This window comes from Maricurvus nonylphenolicus, from assembly GCF_042854845.1.
GTDB classification, from domain to species: Bacteria; Pseudomonadota; Gammaproteobacteria; order Pseudomonadales; family Cellvibrionaceae; genus Maricurvus; species Maricurvus nonylphenolicus.
The window spans coordinates 65,608-87,163 of record NZ_AP031498.1; the positions used below are offsets into that span (position 1 = coordinate 65,608).

The 21,556-nt window shown below is 49.2% G+C and carries 15 protein-coding genes; 8 read left to right on the forward strand and 7 right to left on the reverse strand.

Going from position 1 to position 21,556, the window contains the following annotated elements:
• Positions 1 to 57 precede the first annotated feature (57 nt).
• On the forward strand, positions 58 to 429 hold the full coding sequence (locus tag ACGHZ6_RS00325; RefSeq protein WP_390616767.1) for a DUF423 domain-containing protein: 372 nt from the start codon (positions 58 to 60) through the stop codon (positions 427 to 429).
• Here ACGHZ6_RS00325 and ACGHZ6_RS00330 read toward each other — a convergent pair.
• From ACGHZ6_RS00330 to argH, 4 genes are all read right to left on the reverse strand, one after another.
• Entirely contained in the window at positions 426 to 3,275 is a 2,850-nt protein-coding gene (locus ACGHZ6_RS00330; RefSeq protein WP_390616768.1) for a class I adenylate cyclase, read from the reverse strand. The two genes, ACGHZ6_RS00325 and ACGHZ6_RS00330, sit on opposite strands and share 4 nt — an antisense overlap.
• 69 nt (positions 3,276 to 3,344) lie before the next feature.
• Positions 3,345 to 6,374, reverse strand: coding sequence for an ATP-binding protein (locus ACGHZ6_RS00335; protein ID WP_390616769.1), 3,030 nt, complete (start codon positions 6,372 to 6,374; stop codon positions 3,345 to 3,347).
• A 123-nt stretch (positions 6,375 to 6,497) separates the two neighbouring features.
• Positions 6,498 to 9,545: a response regulator gene (locus tag ACGHZ6_RS00340; protein ID WP_390616770.1), complete on the reverse strand. Its 3,048-nt coding sequence runs from the start codon at positions 9,543 to 9,545 to the stop codon at positions 6,498 to 6,500.
• Between the two features lie 310 nt (positions 9,546 to 9,855).
• Positions 9,856 to 11,253, reverse strand: coding sequence for an argininosuccinate lyase (argH, locus tag ACGHZ6_RS00345; RefSeq protein WP_390616771.1), 1,398 nt, complete (start codon positions 11,251 to 11,253; stop codon positions 9,856 to 9,858).
• Between the two features lie 201 nt (positions 11,254 to 11,454).
• Between argH and ACGHZ6_RS00350 the strand changes: the two genes are divergently transcribed.
• From ACGHZ6_RS00350 to ACGHZ6_RS00380, 7 genes are all read left to right on the forward strand, one after another.
• The gene (locus ACGHZ6_RS00350) at positions 11,455 to 12,486 is read left to right on the forward strand and encodes a sensor histidine kinase (protein ID WP_390616772.1); all 1,032 of its coding nucleotides are present in this window, start codon (positions 11,455 to 11,457) and stop codon (positions 12,484 to 12,486) included.
• 76 nt (positions 12,487 to 12,562) lie between these two features.
• Positions 12,563 to 13,303 carry a LytR/AlgR family response regulator transcription factor gene (locus ACGHZ6_RS00355; protein ID WP_390616773.1) on the forward strand — a complete coding sequence of 247 codons (741 nt, stop codon included), beginning with the start codon at positions 12,563 to 12,565 and terminating at the stop codon, positions 13,301 to 13,303.
• A 142-nt stretch (positions 13,304 to 13,445) separates the two neighbouring features.
• A complete protein-coding gene (gene hemC / locus ACGHZ6_RS00360) occupies positions 13,446 to 14,381 on the forward strand; it encodes a hydroxymethylbilane synthase (protein WP_390616774.1) in 936 nt (311 codons plus the stop codon).
• Positions 14,362 to 15,162, forward strand: a complete 801-nt coding sequence (locus ACGHZ6_RS00365) for a uroporphyrinogen-III synthase (RefSeq protein ID WP_390616775.1) — start codon at positions 14,362 to 14,364, stop codon at positions 15,160 to 15,162. The genes hemC and ACGHZ6_RS00365 overlap by 20 nt, the downstream gene beginning before the upstream one ends.
• Before the next feature lie 111 nt (positions 15,163 to 15,273).
• Entirely contained in the window at positions 15,274 to 16,470 is a 1,197-nt protein-coding gene (locus ACGHZ6_RS00370; RefSeq protein ID WP_390616776.1) for a uroporphyrinogen-III C-methyltransferase, read from the forward strand.
• Positions 16,470 to 17,723: a heme biosynthesis HemY N-terminal domain-containing protein gene (locus ACGHZ6_RS00375; RefSeq protein WP_390616777.1), complete on the forward strand. Its 1,254-nt coding sequence runs from the start codon at positions 16,470 to 16,472 to the stop codon at positions 17,721 to 17,723. Before ACGHZ6_RS00370 ends, ACGHZ6_RS00375 begins: the two co-directional genes overlap by 1 nt.
• 106 nt (positions 17,724 to 17,829) lie before the next feature.
• Entirely contained in the window at positions 17,830 to 18,204 is a 375-nt protein-coding gene (locus ACGHZ6_RS00380) for a diacylglycerol kinase (RefSeq protein ID WP_390616778.1), read from the forward strand.
• A 15-nt stretch (positions 18,205 to 18,219) separates the two neighbouring features.
• Here ACGHZ6_RS00380 and ACGHZ6_RS00385 read toward each other — a convergent pair whose 3' ends face one another.
• Genes ACGHZ6_RS00385 through ACGHZ6_RS00395 form a run of 3 tightly spaced genes read right to left on the reverse strand, consistent with a single transcriptional unit; the run spans position 18,220 to position 21,541 of the window.
• Entirely contained in the window at positions 18,220 to 19,836 is a 1,617-nt protein-coding gene (locus ACGHZ6_RS00385) for a diguanylate cyclase domain-containing protein (protein WP_390616779.1), read from the reverse strand.
• 3 nt (positions 19,837 to 19,839) lie between these two features.
• Positions 19,840 to 21,090, reverse strand: a complete 1,251-nt coding sequence (locus tag ACGHZ6_RS00390; RefSeq protein ID WP_390616780.1) for a hypothetical protein — start codon at positions 21,088 to 21,090, stop codon at positions 19,840 to 19,842.
• The gene (locus ACGHZ6_RS00395; protein ID WP_390616781.1) at positions 21,071 to 21,541 is read right to left on the reverse strand and encodes a hypothetical protein; all 471 of its coding nucleotides are present in this window, start codon (positions 21,539 to 21,541) and stop codon (positions 21,071 to 21,073) included. Before ACGHZ6_RS00395 ends, ACGHZ6_RS00390 begins: the two co-directional genes overlap by 20 nt.
• Between the last annotated feature and the right edge of the window lie 15 nt (positions 21,542 to 21,556).

Below are 21,556 nucleotides of genomic sequence, written 5' to 3' on the forward strand. Positions count from 1 at the left end.
ATTGTCGCGGCTTTTTTGTGTCTGCGTATTTTTGAATAGAGGAGCAAAGCGAAAGTCATGGTAAAACTGTATTTATCTTTAGCGGCTGCCAGTGGCATGTTGGCGGTGATACTGGGGGCTTTTGGTGCACATGGCTTGCGGGATAAGTTGAGTGCAGAATTGTTTAGCGCCTACCAAACCGGTGTGCAGTATCATTTCTATCACACCTTGGCGCTACTGGCTGTTGCTCTACTGTTAGAAAAGTATCCGCTGAATATGTGGTTAAAAACCAGTGGCGGTTTACTTTTGGCCGGCATTTTGATGTTCAGCGGCAGTTTGTATTTATTGGCGCTGGGCGGTCCCCGCTGGCTGGGCCCCATTACCCCTATGGGTGGTTTGTGTTTTATTGTCGCCTGGGCGTGTTTGCTCATGGCTGTTGTAAAAGCCTAAACAATGGTTAATGCGTGGTTTAGCTTGGCTTCTAATTGTTGTTTTATTTTCAAATAGTGGCTGATCTGAATACCATTTTTTTGCTCGAGTGCCATTTGTGCCTGACTTAGATCCAGGTCAGTTATGTAACAGGGATAACGTTCCTTACCCTGGCGATGGCTTAGAATATATTTCGCTACCCGCACAAAAATATCTTCCCCTTGCTCCAAAGCATGGAAGGCCTGTTGACCACAGTAAATCGAATAGCTTATCTCACCGTGATCATCGATATCGGCGATAGCCTGTACGTTAAAGAATGACAGGCTGCTAATATCCTTGGTGATGGGTTGTCGCTGACAGTGATAACCTCGATTATCATCTTGCTGTAGTTCATAGAACTCAACCGGATAGACGCCAAAGGTTTCCAGTGAATCATTATTCGTCAGGCTCTGGCGCTCAAGCACGCTGCGAATAAAGCGGTGCAGGGGCCGCAACAGGGCTAGCCGGTTCTCGAAGGTTTGACGATAACTGGTCAGGCTGTTGCGTTCATCAAAGATATAAATATCAACCTTATCGTGCTGCTGTAAATAAAAAACCTGCACCGCTTCGGTAAGGGGCAGCTGGGTTATGGCATGCAGTGGGTGATTGGCTAGCGTGTCATGGTCGAGCACGATTGAGGTTAAGCTATCGTAAGGTTTGGCCAGTGATTGCAATAACTGCGGGTAGTTTTTCCAGGTTTGTATGTTTGGCTGCTTGTTGTGAAATTGAACACTGGCAAACTCACCGCCCAGGCTGAAGATAAACTGGGTATTGGCTTGCTGCAAGCCACTGTAAAAGCATGCGGTTAATTGCTGGAAAAAGCGGTGCAAACGCTGTTGGATAAGGTTCTGGTAGTGTGACTCGCGGCAATGGATAATCAGTCGTGGCAGAGACGCGTGGCTGCAGTTACTGGAAGCACGCAGATACTCGAGTAGGGCATTTAATAAACTGCGCTTCTCGTAGCTGTGCACGATAACCTCATTCCAGGAATTGTGTACGGCAAGGCTAATGTCTTCAATGAGATTCTTTTTGTCAGGGCCATAGTTAAACGCATCGATATGAGGATTGCGTTCAATAGTGGTGAGGTTGATTTCCTCCGCAGGTTGTTGGTACAGGTTTACCACCAATAATACGGAAACCGGAAAGGGTTTCTGAGAAAAATTGCGGTGTTCGACATTGGCCAGGGGCAGTGTCAGCCATTGTCGTAATGCATGCAGCAGCGCGGGTAACGGGATAGTGGGGCCGTTAAGGGGTTCAATGGTGCAATAGGTTCTGGAATCGAGAATGCTGTTGCAATAACTCCAAATGATCAGTTCAGCGACATGACGAGAACTTTTTAGCAAGCAGTAAGGATCTAGCGGCTTGTGCTCACCAGCCTGAGCATAAAGTTTCCAGCTGTGATTGCTGTCTTCCGTTTGACTGAGTTCGCGAAAAGTTAATGCCTCTTCACCCAGGTCCGGTGAAATCGACGGGTTAATCCATTCGACCTTGCCTGCCGTTCGCTCAAAGGCTGCATAGAGCTTACGCCCCAGTATGACCAATTCTTTATTCAGGCGGGGCGAGATGTTATGAGTTTGCCGATAAAAATCTGCCAAAAAACGGTAGCTATTAAGAAGCTCATTGACCAGTAATTGCCTTTCGGCAATGACTTGCGGCGCTTTCCAAAAACGTCGTCGGTCGATAAATTGCAGCTGGTCTTTATGCCAGCGCCAATTGATCACCAAGCTTTCGAGCAACCGGCGTTGCCAGGATTTTTTTTGCCCGGTTAATGCACGGGTTAGAGGTTTATTGACTTTAAAGTAAAAACAGCGGCGTACCAAATCCAGACGACGCAACTGGCTGGCTTGTAAAAGGTATCGCTCAATACGCAGATAGACCATTAGGTAAGGATCGAGCTGATTTATATCGAGATGGCCGTCATAAATAGTTTGCTTGAATGACTGTGCCAGGGTTGGGCCGTCGGGCGCTTCACTGGCATACACCTCCAACAACAAAAGTTTCAGTACGGATTTATAGGGCGATTCAATACCTTTATACAGGTGCCAAATACCCGCGCTGACAAATTCATCGGCGGGAGTATCGGCAGTGCCACCAAAGTCGATAACATCGGCTGCGCGAATAAAACGCTTGCTGAGTAGTGTATGGGCATAGTCAGCATAATGTTTTTCGCAGGCGGCGGGCACAAACCACCACAGCGGAATGCGGCCAGCGAGGTATACTGCTGTGCGATAGAATTCATCGAGCAAGAGTTTGTGTTGGGCACTGCCGCTGGATTCACTCGACAGCGGAGAGCTTTCACCGGAACGGAAACGCTCGGCATCCATGAGAAAAAAGTGAACTTCAAGCCCCTGGTCTGCTGCCCAATCAGAAATCTGCTTGGCTTTTTGCTGCAACTCAAACAACGCTTTTTCGCCCAGGCCTGGCCGATGGCAGAGCCAGATATCCAGGTCGCTGCCACTGGTATGGCCGACGGTACCGATGCTGCCCATCATAAACAGAGCGTGGATATTGCGTCGGCTTTTAGTTATGGCTTGGTAACGAAAACTACGAGATACCCGCTGGATATTTTTCAGGATTTGCTTGTCGGGCGTAAAGCCGCTGATACCGGCAGGGGTATCGTTGGAAATATAACCGGGTAAGGCGGGGTGGTTAACATGAAACAGCAGCGGTAACACGTCCAGAAAGAGTTGCTGGCGCTCTAGCAGTGCATCAAGTGTGCGCTCTAAACGTTGTTGGTTGATGCTGAGAAAGCGTTTTTTTAGAACCGTTAGGCTTTTACGGTCTAAGCCTTGATCAATATGCTCATTATGTATTTTATGATGTTGCATATGATCGTTATCGTGTGGATCTTAAAAGAAGCTGGAACCTAAAGGGCTATAGCGCTTGAGTCATGTTTATTATAGAACAATAGCGGCGCGTAACGCAGTTTCTAAAGCTGCTAGATTGATGGGCTTGGTTATATAGTCATCCATACCGGCGACCAGGCATTTCTCCCGGTCACCGCTCATGGCATGGGCTGTCATGGCAATAATAGGGAGGTCTGGTGCTATGGCTCCAGCACGGATCTGGCGTGTGGTGTTATAGCCATCCAGCTCAGGCATTTCGATATCCATAAGAATAAGGTCAAACATTTTACGGCCTTCTGTCGCTGTCTGGGCCAACAGCTCCAGTGCTTCTATACCGTTATTGGCTGTGACAGCAGTGGCATGGAGTTTCTTGAGCATCCCCTGCGCCACTTTCTGATTGACCAGATTATCTTCCACTAACAGCACATGTAGGGCCGGCAGTGCATCCTGTTTTGCTGTGCCAGACACAGCAAGGCGATCACTCGTAGGTTCGGCGATTATGCGCAGGGGGAGTTTTAGGGTAAAGGACGACCCTTCCCCCAAAGAACTGCTAAAGGTTAATTCACCGCCCATGTTGTGGGCGAGCTGATGGCAGATGGCCAGGCCCAGTCCGGTACCGCCGTACTTTCGTGATGAAGAGCCATCGGCTTGTGAGAAGGGATCAAAGAGATTGCGCGCGAGTTTTTCATCAATGCCTATACCTGTGTCGGTGATAGAAATAATAATGGTCGCAGTATCCTTGATAATCGAATGAAGATTGATGGCAACAATGATCTCGCCGGTATCTGTAAACTTAATGGCATTGCCCAGCAGATTTACCAGAATTTGATTGATACGAGTTGAATCGCCCATTAACCATTGCGGGATATCGTGGTCTATGTTCAGGTGTATAGGTAGCTGTTTTTGCTCCGCGCTGACGCTAAGCCATTTGATGGTTTTGTTGACCAGCGAAGTTAAGTTTAACTCGTGGTGATCAAGGTTTAGTTTGCCGGCCTCAATTTTCGAGAAATCCAAAATATCATTGATAATACCTAGCAGAGAAGAGGCGGCATTATTGATATCGTGAAGATAATCTTCCTGTAGCTTGTCGAGTTCGGTGTCCAGTAACAAATGTGATAGTCCCTGGATAGCATTAATAGGTGTGCGGATTTCATGGCTCATGCGCGCCAAAAATTCACTTTTCGCCTGATTGGCAACATCGGCGGCTCGCCGGGATTTTTCCAGGTTGCTTTGTACTTGTTTAAAGTCGGAAATGTCAGTGATAACCGAGACTATACGTTTAGGCTCTCCACTGTTAGTTCGCTCAACCACTTTGGAGCGCAAGAGAGACCATATTTTGTGGCCACTATGGTGCTTTAAGCGAGCTTCAATGGCGAGGTAGTCGTTACCGCTTTCTAGCCAACGATTGTACTTTTCAAAAAATACTGTGGCGTCTATTGGATGGACAATGCTTCGAATAAATTCAGTATCGTATTTCTTTGCTGGATCAAACACGATGCCGAGCATGGAGAATAAACTGGGGCTTAAATAGAACTCATCATCAACTACATTCCAGTCACAGATTACATCAGCAGACGCTTGCATGGCGAGATTGAAGCGTTCTTCGCTGCTGACAAGATCTCTGCGTAGACTTTGTTTTAGCCAGACCATGGCAAGGGAATCGGAAAGTATTTGATTAATATGTAGCTCATCCTCGAGCCACTGACGTGGTTGGTGTTGTTCCACAATCAGGTAACCTATCAGGCGGCCTTTATTGTTGAGCGGTGTAACCATTAACGTGCTTTGATCATTATCGGGTGTTATCAGAGATAACGCGGGGTGATGTTGCCGATCTCTAAGAATGCATTGATTGTTATCTTCAAGATTCAGTTGAGGAATATCCGTAATGGGAATGGTTATTTCTGGTTTTATGATTTTTCTGTCAGCGCTGGTTTTGTACAGATAGTGTATGGTTTGTGTTTGTTCTTCTATGGCAATAAAAGCCGTTTGACAGCAGCCAAGAAAATCCTGTAGTTCGATGAGTATATTTTCTAGTGCTTGAAATGAAGATTGGTTAAAGAGGTCCCGGACAGCTTTCAATAACCAGGTTTGTGTTTTTGCTTGACGCTGATTTTCCAGAATAGCGGTTTTAAGCACAGTAATGTCTGATAGAGATCCTACAAGGCGTGTTGAGCGGTTATCTTTATCTTTTGTAAACACTTTTGTGCGTGCACGTAACCAGCGAATTTCTCCTTCATTATCAACTGCCCGTAACTCTGTAATGTATCCCTTTCCGGTCGTGAGTGATTCTTTAAACATGTTATAGACACGGTTGCGGTCATCAATATGCATTAGTTCAAAGGCATTGCGGGGGGTGTTGATATATTCGCCGGGTTGGTAACCCAACATCCGCCACAATTGCTCACTGTAATGCACAGTGCCATCTTCACCGTTCCAATCGAAGTAGGCATCGGCAGATGCATCGAGAACCATGTTCAGGACTTGTTCTTTGGATTTATTTTCAGCCTCCAGTTGTAAACGCAAATGGGTATTGACCAGCTGGTGAATAAATCTACGTCCCAGATCATGGTGTCGCTGACAGACTTCGTAATCCTGCTCTATAGGTTGCAGGCATAACAGGTAGCTTAATTGTGCGCTGCGGGTAAAACCAATGATGAGCTCTTTTGGAGGTGCCGAAGTGGATGCTGTGTGTTGAACAGTGGGGTTGGTAAATACGGGTTTTCCCTGTATGACGTTTTGATAGATTTTTTTCGGCAAGCGAATTTTACTGTTGCTGCTACCTGGGGTGTGGGATAGGCAGGAAAACTCGTCGCCATCAGAGAGACGTAGATAAAGTTTGGCGTGAGCGAATTCCAGATAACCCGTGAATTGTTCCAGTGCCGTTAAAATGGCTTGATAATCGGTTGCTGCGAGAAGCCCTGTGGCAACTTGTGATAATAGGGTGTCGTCGCTGATTTGCTGGCGCAGGCGAGTTTCACCTTGTCTATACAGCTGTTCTTTTTCGCGTAGCTGTGCATTTTCAAGGATAAGTCGTTGTATCTGATGGGTAAGCGCTTCTTCTTGGTTATATTGCTTTCCCATAGTGCTTCGCCAAACGCATGGGGATCCTCATTGCTTGTATGAACCAGCAATCGTAATAATTACTTTAAGAATAGTTCATACAGGCTAATTCGTATGATGAGCGATCCATCTGTTCAAGGTCTGCTAATGATGTTTGCCCGGTATCTTGCGGTTAGCTGTGCCGACATACTCAGCCAGGGTTTTATATAACAGAGGAGGTTTAACAGGCTTGGTTATATAATCATCCATACCGGTACTTAAACAACGCTCGCGATCGCCTGGCATCGCATGGGCGGTCATGGCAATGATCGGAATGCTGGCGCAGTGGTGGCCTTGGCGAATAGTACGCGTTGCCTGGTAACCATCCATCTCTGGCATTTCCATATCCATCAATATGGCAGCGAAGGTATTGGCGGGAGTTGAATAGAGTGTTTCGACGGCTTCTTTACCGTTATTGGCAATGGTGACATTGACCCCTTTCTTCTTGAGAATGCCAACAGCCACTTTTTGGTTTACCAGATTATCTTCGGCGAGCAGTACATTAATGCCTTCAAGTGGATTGGTATCCGGCTCACTGGTTTCGAATGTACTGCCTTGCGGGTTGACGCTGTCTTCAAACAAGGATTCCCCAAAGGCTACCGCAATAGAGTCCAACAAGCGTGACTGGGTAACAGGCTTGCTAATAAATCCATCAATATGATTTAGCGGTCGGTCAACTTCAATTTCCCCTTTGCGATAATTGGAAATAAGAATGACCTTGGGTTTATGGTGGATGTCACGATTAAGATGGATGAGTTCTGCACCATCAAGGCCTGATATCTCCGGCATATTGTAATCCATCAGAATCAGTTGGTAGCGTCCGTCAGGGTCCTCGTCGGCAAGTTCAAGGCGCTTTATGGCTTCCTTGGCGGATTCACAGGTGTCTACAATCAGCTTTAATGACGTGGCTGTTTTACGGAGTATGTCGAGGGCAGATGTGTGATCGTCGACAATCAGTGTGCGTAAATTGTTATAGCGTTGCGGCTCGGCTTGTACGGGCCGCTCGCCCATTTGGCTGCGATCAAATTTTGCAGAAAAAGTAAAGCAGCTGCCCTTACGGGGAGTGCTTTCAACATTTAGATCGCCTTCCATTTGGTCGGCGAGATATTTGCAAATTGTCAGCCCCAAACCAGTACCGCCAAAGCGCCTGGAGCTGGAGCCGTCTACTTGGGTAAAGGGATCAAATAAACCATTCAGCAGGGCGGGCTCTATGCCTATACCGTTATCGATAATGGCGAATTCAATTTCAACGCTATCTTTTTCCTCAGCCAGTTTTCTGGCTTTAATAGTCACTTCGCCTTTCTTATCGGTAAACTTGATGGCGTTATCAACAAGATTAAACAGAATTTGCTGGACTCGCAGGGCGTCACCACGGATAAACCGTGGCACGTCGTGGGCAATATCAAAAATAAGTTCGATCGTTTTTTCTTCGGCTTTGACTTTAACGTCGTGAGAAAGCTGTTCAAAAATGCTATCGAGATCGAAGTGGCTGTTTTCTAGAATCAATTTACCCGATTCCATTTTCGAGAAATCGAGAATGTCATCGATGATATGTAATAAGGCCTCTGCAGACTCGTCAATATTATTTAGGTAACTGAGTTGTTGTTGCGAAAGCAGTGTGTCTTTTAATAAATGCCCCATGCCAATAATGGCATTCATGGGGGTTCTGATTTCGTGGCTCATGCGTGCCAAAAATTCATTTTTGGTTTGGTTCGCTGAGGTGGCTTCGATTTTGGCTTGCCGCAGTGCAGCCTGGTCTTCTTTAAATTGGGTAATATTGACATTGATGCCAACACAGCGGGTATATTTACCGTCGCTGTTTTTTTCACAGTACTTGGCCCGGGAATATACCCAGAGGTAATGCCCGGCTTTATGTTTGAGACGAATTTCGCAGGTGACGATATCCTGGCCATGGCTGAGGGCGTCCGCGTAAAGATTGCGAACATAGTCCAGGTCATCGGGATGCAGCAGATGTTTTTCAAAAAACCGCCAATCCTCTTCCAGTTCTCCGACTTCATAGCCCAACATACGATGATAGCTGGGGCTTAAATAAAGGTGGCCAGCTGGCAGGGATAGATCCCAAATGCCATCTCGCGAGGCTTCCATGGCATAGCTGTAACGCACATCGCGTTCTTTCAGGGTTTGGGTAATTTCCTGGCGCCGAATACAATGATTTAATGCTTCGCCTAAGGCGGTTGCGCCCTCCACATCTCGCTCGCGCCACTGCTTGCTGGGGGTATAACAAGACAGGGTTAATACCGCATCGGTTTTACCTTGATAGCGCAGGGGGATGATGGCGTATGAGCAGACTCCTGTATCCTTTAAGCGTTTGACAACAGGGGCATCCACAGGTTGTTCGGTGTTAATGTCTTCACAAACATAGGCTTTATTATCAGTGACAATTTTCTGCAGCAGCGGAAATTTTTGAATCGCGATGTGATCGAATTCGGCGCCCATTTGGGGGAATTGGGTGGACTGCCACATACTGTGTATTGAAAAACTGTCGGTCAGGTGATTGAGTATGCGTAGCGTAATACGCTCGACCTTTATCTTTTCTCCCAGAGATTGCAGCGTGTTGGTTATGGCCTCATCGCTGCTGTCTTCAAATAGATGCCTCAAGGTGCGACTTAACCACTGCCCAGATTCGGCGCGTTTGCTGGCAAACAGTTGCTCGCGCTTGATCATATCTATATCGGTTAGGCTGCCGATAATATGCGCGGCTCCTCCCTGGGCATTTTTTCTTAGCACGTTAGTGTGCAGGGAAAACCAGCGAGAATAACCGTTTTTACAGAGGAAGCGGCATTCTGTGGAATAGGCCTCCCCGGTTTCTATTGCGCGCTTAAATAAAGACAGGACTTTATCTCTATCCCTTTCATCGATTCGGGAATTGACGAAGGTCTGATTACAATCTTGTTCACCAGTTTTGTAACCTAATAACTCTACCCCATTGGGGCTGTAATTTACTTCGTGGGACGAGTCGCGCCATTCAAAGTAGGCGCAGTGGGAGGTGGAAAGCAAGGCGTGAGAGAGTTTTTCATTGGGAGCAAGAAGCTCATTGCGCTCAGGCTCTTGCTGTCGCAGTTGGTCGAGCTCTTGCTCGAGTTGGGCGATCCGTGCTTCAAGTTGTTTAGGGCTACGTCCTTTTTTTGCCATAGTGCTCTGCCGTGCTTTGCTTTATTTATGCGCTATAACTCTCGCTATGACTTCTTATTGTGTTGAATTGGGCCATCTTCGCAGGGTAAGAAAAACGGTCGTTATTACCCAAGCTCATCGGCCACAGTATTCCCGCCTACCTAAAAATCGGGGCCGTCACTTAAGCTTAGTTCAGACTGACATGATTTCCAGTGTGGATTTCAGTGCCAACGATGGTTTTTTGGCGTTTTGTGGTTGATCGGGGAAGATCAGAGGAATTCGAAGCAGAAAAGCAGAGCAGGCAACGGTCGTTGCCTGCTCATAAGGGGAGTTAGCGTGCGGCAACCAGCTGGCGGGCGCGCTCAGCGGCCTGGCGGACCTGATCTGGAGCGGTGCCACCAATATGGTTGCGGGCCGCGACAGAGCCTTCCAGCGTCAGTACATCGAAGACATCGGCGCCGATGGTATCACTGAATTGCTGTAGTTCTTCGAGGCTCATTTCGGACAGGTCTTTACCCTGCTCAATGCCGTAAGCTACTGATTTACCAACAATTTCGTGTGAATCACGGAAAGGAATGCCCTTGCGCACCAAGTAGTCGGCCAGATCGGTGGCGGTTGAGAAGCCGCGAGTGGCCGCTTCCAGCATACTGGCTTTTTTGGAGCGAATGGCCGGGATCATATCGGCAAATGCACGCAAACAGTCGGAAACGGTATTAACTGCATCAAACAGTGGCTCTTTGTCTTCCTGGTTGTCCTTGTTGTAGGCCAGAGGCTGGGACTTCATCAGGGTCAACAGGCTGAACAGGTGGCCGTTAACGCGGCCGGTTTTGCCGCGCACCAACTCAGGTACATCGGGGTTTTTCTTCTGCGGCATGATCGAGGAGCCGGTGCAGAAGCGGTCTGGCAGTTCAATAAAGTCGAACTGGGCCGAGGTCCACAGTACCAACTCTTCCGACATACGCGACATATGGGTCAACAGCAGGCTGGCAAAGGCGCAGAATTCGATGGCAAAGTCACGATCGGATACGGAGTCCAGAGAGTTTTCGGTGGGCTTGTCAAAGCCCAGCAACTCAGCAGTCAGGCTGCGATCGATAGGGTAGGTGGTACCGGCCAGTGCCGCGGCACCCAGGGGTGACTGATTCAGGCGTTTGCGACAATCCTGCAGGCGGCCAAAGTCACGTTCCAGCATCTCGTTCCAGGCCAGCAGGTGGTGACCAAAGGTTACTGGCTGAGCGGTTTGCAGGTGGGTAAAGCCCGGCATAATAGTGTCGGCTTCGTTGGCGGCCAGGTCAATCAGGCCTGCTTGCAAGCGGGTCATCTCGTTGCTGATGCTGTCGATTTCATCGCGCAGCCACAGGCGAATATCGGTGGCAACCTGGTCGTTACGAGAGCGGCCGGTGTGCAGCTTTTTACCGGTAATGCCGATCTTGTCGGTCAGTGCTGACTCGACATTCATGTGCACATCTTCCAGCGGGATAGACCACTCGATCTTGCCCGCTTCAATATCGGCCTGAACCTCGTTTAGGCCGTTGATGATTTTGTCTTTTTCCTCGGCAGTCAGGACGCCAGCTTTCTCCAGCATGGTCGCATGGGCAATCGAGCCCTGGATGTCGTGGCGGTACAAGCGTTGGTCGAACTGAATCGAGGCGGTAAAACGTTGCACAAATGCGTCTGTCGGCTCGGAAAAGCGGCCGCCCCATTGTTGGTTAGTCTTGTCGTCCTGGCTCATACTCAAATTGCCTTTATCGGGATATGTAAAATGGGATATACGTAAAAAGAGGGCGCGTATTATAGCTTGCGGCTGGGCTGGGGCCTAGGCCATCGCGACAGAGTGCCACTTGTCAGCGGACCGCAGGCAATGAATACTGTGCCTCATTCAGTCACTAGTTATCTATTGTTGTCCTATAGACAGTACAAAGGAGTTGTACCCTTGCCCGATCAGATTCGGTCATCACAGGCCTTCCTGCCTAACCTATGCAGCCTGCAAGCCGTGTTTTTGTTGGTGTTACTGGGGGAACTGCTGGCGGTGGTGCTGACACTGGCGGATACCGGCCTGGCCCTATTTCAGTGGGAGCGCCTGGGGATACTGTCCTTTCTGATTCAGTGGATTGTGCTGGCCAGCGCTGCATTGCTATGTCCGTTACGCCCGTGGCTCAGTCAAATTCAGGCCTGGCAGGCGGGGGCTATTTGTTATCTGTTAGTGCTGTTAGTGACAGTGGTATGCAGTGTGGTTGGTCTGTGGATGGTTTACCCGGATCAGGGCATCCAATGGGCCTCACTACTCAACAGTGTACTGATTTCAGCCATTATCGCGGGGATTGCCCTGCGCTACCTGTATTTGCAGCAGCAGCTTTCAAACCAGAAACAAGCAGAACTGGAAGCCCGTATTGATGCGCTGCAATCGCGTATTCGACCGCATTTTTTATTTAACAGCATGAATTCGATTGCCAGCTTGATTGAGATAGATCCGGGCAAGGCTGAAAAAATGATCGTTGATTTATCCAGCCTGTTTCGCGCCAGCTTGGCTGAACCCGGCCTGGTGCCCTTAACGGAAGAGCTGGCCCTGTGCCGCCGTTATGTGGAGATCGAGCAGATCCGTTTGGGGCAGCGCTTGCAGCTGGAGTGGCACGACGAACAGGCTTCTGCAGAGATAGCCATCCCCAGCTTGTTATTGCAGCCGATTGTCGAAAATGCCATCTACCACGGTATCCAACCTTTACCGCAGGGCGGACTGGTGCGATTGGATGTCAGCCGTCAGGGCAGGCAACTGAAGATAGAGGTTTCAAATCCCTTGCCGGATACCGGTACTGAAACGCCTGAAGCTTCGCTGGCGCAGGGCAATCGCCTGGCGCTGGAGAACATTCGCCACCGTCTGCAGGCATACTATGGGCGCGAGGCTGGGCTGACGCTGGCGCAGCAAGGTGGGTTGTATGTCACGACAATACACATACCCATTGGTTAAACTAGTAGGTAGAGGCCTTGGTTTAGGGGCTAGTTTTAAGGGCTTGGTTTAAGGCATTGCACGGATAAGGCACCGCATGGATTTATTAATAGTTGATGATGAGGCGCTGGCACGTCAGCGGCTGGCAAGAATGGTGGAGCGCCTGGAAGGCTATCGCCTGGTGGCGCAAGCGGCCGACGCGGCCGAAGCCATGGCGGCAATGGCCGAGCACGACCCCGATGTGGTGCTCTGTGATATCCGTATGCCCGGCCAGGATGGTCTACAGCTGGCCCAGCAAATCAGCACCATGGAGGATCCGCCAGCCATTATCTTTTGCACCGCCTACGATGAGTATGCACTGGATGCCTTTGGCGCCCAGGCGGTGGATTATCTATTAAAGCCCGTGAGTGACGAAAAGCTGCAGGCGGCTTTAAACAAGGCGCAAAAGGTCAATCGCGCCCAACTGGCTGCCCTGGCCCAGGCCGATAGTGACGTCAGTGCCGACAGCCGTAAACATATCAGTGCCCGCACACGTCGCGGGGTAGAACTGATTCCTCTGGATGCGATTCATTACTTCCTGGCCGATCATAAATACGTGACCGTCTACCATGACGATAACGAAACCCTCATTGATGACACCTTAAAGGAACTGGAGCAGGAATTTCCCGAGCGCTTTGTGCGGGTACACCGCAATGCCCTTGTGGCGATAAAGGCGATAGAGGGCATGGAGCGCTCACCGCAAGGCCAGTATCGCTTACGCTTAAAAGGGCTTGATCATCAGCCTGTCGTCAGTCGTCGCCATGTCTCCCCCCTACGCGAGTTCCTCTCTCGCCTTTAGTTGGATCCAAGCACCGGGCTCAAGCAATGGCCTAATTGTTCAATCTGCCCTGATTGAATGGGGCCGCAGGGCACACAGTGCCTGCGGGTCTGGTATCATGTCGCCCATCCTGAATCTGAAGATTTAACAAGGGCATCGATTTATGAGCCAAACCCTGCGTATTGCCACCCGTAAAAGTGCCCTGGCACTGTGGCAGGCCGAATTTGTTAAAGCCGAACTCGAAAAACACCACCCACAGTTAACGGTCGAGCTGGTGCCTATGGTTAGCCGCGGGGACAAAATCCTCGATGTGCCCCTGGCCAAGGTCGGCGGCAAGGGGCTGTTTGTAAAAGAGCTGGAGCACGCCTTGCTGCAAGGCGAAGCCGATATTGCCGTGCACTCGATGAAAGATGTGCCAATGGAGTTTCCTGAGGGCCTGGGCCTGGAAGTGATTTGTGAACGCGAAGATCCCCGTGATGCCTTCGTATCCAATCGCTTTGCTTCATTAGCCGAACTGCCCGCTGGCAGTGTGGTGGGCACCTCTAGTTTGCGTCGCCAATGCCAGCTGTTGGCCAACTATCCAGATCTGGAAATCAAATTCTTGCGCGGTAATGTGAATACCCGTCTGCAAAAGCTCGATGACGGCGAGTACGATGCCATCATCCTGGCCTCTGCCGGTTTAATTCGCCTGGGTATGGAAGAGCGCATTCGCGAGCGCATAGCGCCGGAAGATATGTTGCCTGCCGGTGGCCAAGGTGCTGTGGGTATCGAGTGTCGTGTCGACGATAAGGCAACCCGCGAGCTGTTGAAACCTTTACACCATGCATTAACGGCCGAGCGTGTACTGGCCGAGCGTGCCATGAACCGTCGCCTGGAAGGTGGTTGCCAGGTCCCTATTGGTTGCTATGCAATTCATGCTGATGATGGCCTGTGGTTACGTGGTTTGGTGGGCAGCCCGGATGGGGAAGAAATGCTCGAAGCGGATGTTCGCGGTGTAGCGGCTGAAGGCGAAGCCATGGGCATCGCCCTGGCGGAGCAATTACTGAGTTACGGCGCCGACAAAATCCTGCAGGAAGTCTATGGCGACGATAACGCCTGAGTTACCCCTCGGCGGCCTGCGCTTGTTGGTCACCCGGCCGCAGGCTCAGGCTAAAGGCTGGCAACAACTGTTGCAGAGTCAAGGTGCCAGCTGCGTTGCGGTGCCACTGATGGCCATAGTGGCGTTAGCTGATGTGGAATCACAACAGGCGATCGAGCACCGCATACAGGATCTGCATTACTATCAGCATGTGATCTTTGTAAGCCAAAATGCCGTGGCCTACGCGGCGAGCAGGATTAAACACCACTGGGCCTCGCTACCCCAGGGCGTAAACTTTTACGCTGTGGGTAGTGCTACCGCGAACAGCTTGCGTGCTGAAGGTTTTCCTGTCTCGGAAGCTGGCAATACCATGAACAGTGAAGCCCTGTTGGCCTTGCCTGACCTGCAGACGGTAAAGGGCCAAAAAGTGTTAATCTGTCGCGGTCGCGGAGGACGTCCTCTGTTGGCCGATGTGTTGAGTCAGCGCGGTGCAATAGTCGATTATTGCGAACTTTACGAGCGCCAGTTTCCGTCGCAGGCAGCGCAACAGATAGCCGCTTTAGATTGGGGCCAGACTGATGATCTGGTCGCGGTACACAGTGGTGAGGCGCTGGACAACTGGTATAGCCTGATCGAAAAGCAACCCTCTATGCAATGGTTGCAGTTGCCAGTCGTGGTGCCTGGTGCGCGGGTGGCTAAAAAGGCGGCGGCCCTGGGTTTCACTTGTACCATAGAAGCCTATAATGCCAGTGATCAAGCCATGCTTGAGGCTTTGATTGATTGGCGACAGCAACAGAATTAATTACAGGGCGCGGCGCCGACACCGTGATATGGTCGCCGTTACCCTGAGTTTGACGCCAGGGGCTCTAATCTAGAGAGGCTCAGCGTTTAAGAAACCATTAAGGGAATTCCCATGAGTGAAACGGAAACCTCCGAACAAGCTCCCAATTCTAAACAAGACACAACGGAAAAGGCTCCAAAAGAAGCCAGTAGCGCAACAGGTTCGCCTGCTCAAACACGCAAGGGCAGTGCTACGCTTCTGTTGTCCACCTGCCTGGTATTGACCCTGGCAGGCGGTGGTGCAGCAGGTTATCTGGGCTGGCAGCAGTTCCAGGCCCAGCAGTCGCAATTAACCGCGCTGCAACAGCAAGTCGATAGTGCGCGACAATCGCGATCTGCACTGCAGAAACAGACACAACAATTAACCTCCCAGATACAAGAGCAAACCAGTAGCGGTGATGAACTGCAGGCAATATTAGCGGCAACACAGGATCGCCTTAACGGTTTGGGTAAACGGGTCAATAACCTGACCAGCACTAGCCGTGAAGACTGGTTATTGGCCGAGGCGGAGTACCTGTTACGCCTTGGCAATCAGCGTTTATTAATGGAGCGTCAGCCCCAAGGCGCTATTGCCTTATTGGAAGCCGCCGATCAGATCTTGCGCGATATTGACGATATGAATCTGTTCTCCGTGCGCAAGGCGCTGGCGCAAGATCTGGCGACCTTAAAGCTGGCTCCGAGTATTGATCGCACCGGTTTGTATTTGGAGTTAGCGGCATTTTCGCAGCAGGTCGAGACGCTGGCATTTGTTGAAATCGAGCGTGGCGAAAAGCCAGTTGAAGTTCAACCAACTGAGCCAGAGATAACCCCATCCGTTGCTGAGACTTGGCAACAGCGACTAATGGCCAGTTTTAATCGCGCTCTGGCTTCACTGGGCCGTCATGTTTCCATACAGACCCATATAGAAACTCCTGCACCCTTGCTGTCCATTGAAGAACAGGTCTATGTAAAACAGAACCTGCGTTTAATGTTTGAGCAGGCGCAACTGGCGTTATTGCGCGAAGAACAAAAGGTCTATCAACACAGTTTGCAGCAGGCGGCGAATTGGTTGCAAAACTATTTTCAGTTCAACCCGCAGGTTGCCAGTATGGCCGAGCAAATCGAGCGCCTGGGAGCAATTAATATCGAACAGCAGCTGCCCAATATCAGTGGCTCTCTGGATTCTCTGCAGGCTTTTATGGCGGATTTGCATCGTTTAAAACCGCGGGATCAAAAAAATCCTACCGTACTGGAAACACAACAAACTAAAGCGGCACAGGAGTCGAATTAATGAGACGCCTGTTGCTTGTGCTGTTTGTTGCTCTGCTGTTGGGAGCTGGCAGCTATCAGTTGCTGGAAAATAACAGTGGTTATCTCCTGCTGGTGTTAAATAACACCAGCATCACGATGAATATCTGGTTTGCCGGTCTGATAGTTGGCGCAAGCTTGTTGGCCGTGTGGTTTGTTGTGTGGTTAATACGCAGCGGCTTTAAGTCGACAGGCGCGGCCGTATCCCGCGTATTTTTTGGTCACGAACGCCGTGCCCAGCGCCGCACTTCGCGTGGTCTAATCGACTTTATGGAGGGCAACTGGAAAAACGCCCGCCGGCAGTTGCTTAAAGCGGCCCCTAAAGCCGAAACGCCCTTGGTAAATTACCTGGCCGCTGCCCGCAGTGCCTATGAGTTGGGTGATGAACAACAGGCCTCAAAGTTGTTGCATAAAGCAGAATCCATGGCGCCGGAATCGAGTTTAGCGGTGGCGCTGACCCAGGCGCGTATGCAGCTGCTGGATAAAAAATATGAACAGTGCGCCGCAACCTTGCAGCGTGCCCAGCAGCAAGCCCCTAAACATCCTGTGGTACTGGATTTGCTCTATCAGGTTTATATTGCGCTGCAGGATTGGGATGCGCTGGAAAAAATGTTGCAGGATCTCAGGCGTTATCAGGTGGTCTCCGGTGAGGCACTCGATGAGCTTACCGCCAAGGTGTATCACAATTTATTGCAGAGTGATGGCGAGCGCGCAGTGTTGCTGAGTGCTGAAGCGGGTTTAAAGCGTTTACAAAAGACCTGGCTGCGTTTACCCAAGGCTCAACAAAAATCTCCCCAGTTGTTGGCGGAATATGTGGCCCAACTGCGACGCATTGGCGCTGATAAGGATGCCGAGGTACTGCTGCGCAAAAGCTTGCAGCAGAACTGGAGCAGTGAAGCCATTCTGGCCTATGGCCAGGTACAAGGCGGCGATCTGCAAAAGCAGTTACTGGTAGCCGAGTCCTGGTTAAAAGAGCGCCCGGCCAATGCGGCATTATTGTTAACCTTGGGCCGATTGTGTCTGCGCAATCAGTTATGGGGCAAGGCGCGTGATTATTTTGAGAACAGCTTGCGGCTCGAGAAACAGGGGCAAACCTACGCAGAGTTGGCCCGTCTTTTGGCCAACCTGGGTGAGCATGAATTGAGCACCGAATACTATCAGCACGGCTTATTGATGATGACTGAAGCCCTGCCGGAATTGCCGCAACCGCATATGGCAGAAGGCGCTTCAAATTAGTGTAGACAAGCCTGACCTTGTCGCATTGCTGTCATATTACAAACTTAACCTGTGGACTACTTGGCAATAGACTGGGAAGCCCGCGTATATGGAAGAGCCAACAGCAATGGATTTTAAAAGCACCGGTGGCATTAAACGCGTCTTTAAGGCAGCCGGTTATTCTATGCAGGGCTTTATCGGTGCCTGGAAAAATGAGGCCGCCTTTCGCCAGGAGTTGAGCTTGGCAGCTGTTATGCTGCCGTTTGCGATATTTCTGGATGTCTCTACGCTGGAGCGCATAGCCCTTATTGGAGTATTGGCTCTGGTGTTAATCGTTGAGCTGCTTAACTCTGCGGTTGAAGCGGCGATTGATCGTATTGGCGTGGAAAAGCATGAGCTGAGTGGCCGGGCAAAAGATTTGGGCTCGGCCGCCGTGTTTATTTCTCTGGCGATGGTTATCTTTGTCTGGGTATCTATCCTTGCACCCAAATATCTGTTTTAAAATCTTCACGGTGTTTTAGAGAATACCGAGGAAGGTGTATTTCCCCTTGCCGGTATTCTTGGAGACATACATGGCCTCATCGGCCTTGTGCAGAAACTCGTCCTGATGTAACTCGCTGTTTTTGGTCATAACGCCGCCAACACTGAGGCTGACATCCAAAATGTGTCCCTCCCAGCTAATTGGCCGATGCATGGAATCGACCACCTTGCGGGCAATAATATGCAGTCCGTCCTCAGCTTCAAGCTCCGAAACAATAATCACAAACTCATCCCCCGCCAAACGAAACAGCGTGTCAGCTTGGCGAATACAATTATTCACTCTCACTGCCAGGGTTGTGAGAATAAAATCGCCGGCCTTGTGGCCATAGGTATCATTAACAGGTTTAAAGCCGTCGATATCGATAAACAGCAAGCCAAGAAACTTATCGCGCCTCGATAATAACCGCAGTTGCTGGTTCAGGGATTCATAAAATGATTGTCGGTTTGGCAATCCCGTTAAACTGTCCCGGTAGGCCATTTTATGCAGGCGTTGATTTTGTAAATCAATTTCTTCATTCATCGTCTGCAATTGTTGAGTCACGGTTAGCGATGTATCAAACAGACGATCAATATCATCTTCAAAGGGCAAAAAGGACGTGGGTGGTTTAAGCCGTTGTTCCGCTTCTTTGTATTTGGCTTGGGTCAGCAAGGGTAGCGTTTCGGCAAGCAGTTGTGAACGAGCACTGAAGTTGCGCAGAGAGAAGAACATAAAGAAGAACAAAACAAATCCAAGGCCTATCATAACGATGATGCTTTGTCTTAACGTTTTCTGATGGCGATGGATCAACGGCGTTATATCCAGCGACCAGAATAAATACACATCGGCAAGGTGCATATGGTCAGACACCTTGCGAATACTCAGGTTGTAATATCGGCTATTGGCTGCTTGATAGGTAATAGACTTTTCAAAATTCCAGGCCCGGAGCTCGTTAAACGCCTTGGCACTTTCCACTAAAGCCTGATTAAGATCTTTGTCCCCAATCAGTGTCAGGCCGTTAGTGGCATCTAGATGTGCCATGGTGGCCTTAGCGCCGGTAAGGGTGTTGAATGAAGCGATTAATATCTCTGCCTGAGCAGCCAGGACAATAAATACCGGTTTATTATCTCCGAGCAAAAATGGAACCCCGACAACATGGTAGCAGCCCTGATTGCATAGGAAAATGCTAAACGGTTCGCTGTCCATTGTGATAGAAGACATTATGTCGTTTGGATAGGTTATGGGGATATCGCCATAGTTGTAATCAGGTGTTTCTGTATTGCTATAGATAGAGAATTTTTCCAGGCCATAAATCAGGTTGAATGTCTCCCAGTTGGTTTCAATGGCTTTTGTCAGGCTTTTTAGGTTTGAATCTGTGAGTGAGCGTAAGGTGACCGATATCGCTTCAATAAACCCCAATTGAAAATTGCTGCTGGATCTAAGCAGTTGCTCAAACTGATTGTAATCTCGTTGTGATGTGAGTTGGGTTTTCTGTTGTATTTGAGTTATCAGGTGATCTTTAAAGACGAAAAAGGAAAGGGTGAAAAAGAAAATCGCCAATAGCGTCGACCTTAACGCAACGGACCAACCTACACTGATAAAGATACTGTTTTTCATAGCCTAGAAGGTATAGGAGATTCTTGTAAAGAATGAATGCCAGTGTTTGGCGCTATCGTTGTCAAATACGTTTTCCTTGGTGCTCAGGTTGCTGGTGCCTTCAAACAAACTAAATTCACTGGCAACAGACCAGTTTTCGGTAATCTGATATTGGAATCCAAGAAACGTTTGTTTTAGGTAGGCCGTGTGGTTGGGCGCACCCGTTAACTGTTCCAGTTCTTTGCCTCTGATATCGTCAGCATTGTCGACACTATGACCATAGCCGAGATAGATGTTGGTGCCGTTAGGGAAATTTCTGTGTAATGTGAAATAGCCGGCATAACCATTGGATTGACCTTCAATCAGCTCGCTGTATGTACTTAGCAGGGCTTGGCAGGTAGTGTTGCAGGCTCCGAACCCGCTAGGAAAGTCGATTGATGTAATACGATTTTTTGACTCTATATAACTTGCTTCCAGTTCAAACACCCAGGGGCCCCAACCTTGCGAGAGATACAAGGTGTAGAAGTCATTATTACTGCCGATTGATGCTTCAATCAAATTGCCTAAACTTACTTCTGGTTTCCAGCGGGCTTTCAGATACCCTATGCCTAATTTTTGCTGGCGAAATTCGTTAGTTACTTCGAATAACGCCGTGTAGGCCTCATCGGTCTTGGTATCTGTTGTAGTCCCTAAATCATAGAGATAAAGGTCTTCCACAACGTTGCTTTCAATATCCCGTTGTCCTGCACCCAGGTTAAATAAAAACGTCCAGTTCTCAATGTCTACGGTGTGGTGAATAATAATGCCTTCAAAATTTAACAATGTAGAGCGTGTCAATTGAGGGTAAAGCACTTCGGGCAGCTGGGCGGTACTCCACGCAGCAGAAACATCGTAGACATCATCGTACAAGCGCTGTTTAAACTTAATCAGGCCCAGTTTTACACCCGTGGTGGTGTTCTCCGTATTGTGTAAAAGTGCGTCGATTTGTAACAGGTCGAGGAAAAATTCATCTTCGTCTAACACGTTAGAGTTTCGATAGGCAAGCTGGGCGGTAAATCGGATTTTGTCATTAAGGAAGTGGGTTAGATTGATGCCAGCTTCAGAGTAATCGGTTGACACGCTGTCATCAGAATCGCCAAAGAAATTGTAGTCGCTGGTGGTATTAATGCCTTGAGTAAAAAATCCGCTGAGTTGCCAGTCATCATGGCCGTGAGTCAGAGGCGACAAACCGAGAATGCAAGCCATCGAAAGCGTATTAATCAGAAATCGTGACACGCTGAAGCTCCGAAGTCATTAATGATTGAGGGATAAAACCTATTGCACCTGGTGTGGCTTCTAGTCGTTCAATTAATTCATCCATACTGTCAACGATGACCGGTGGAGAAGCTCTGCCCGAAAAGCCTGAGCGTTTCCAGTGACGGCGTAGTTGATAGGGAAAGACTCCCAGTTGGTTAACAATAAATTCATTGAAGGCTTCTGAATCTTCGGCATAGAGAAAAATCTGAATACGCTGGTTGTTGGACCAACGGGTTTTCTTGAGTGTTAGGATTTTTGATAACTGTTGTTTGCTAACCTCTGTCTCCGATTGATTGAGGTTGGCGACCAGGGTGTCTGGGGATAGTGTGTCAGGAGAATAGGCACTGCTTTGACTGGCGTGAGCCATCATCAACAGGGTGGCAAAAAGCCAGAACAAAAACGTATGTTGTAAAAACCTATTGTTTGTCATGCAGGCAACTTGGAC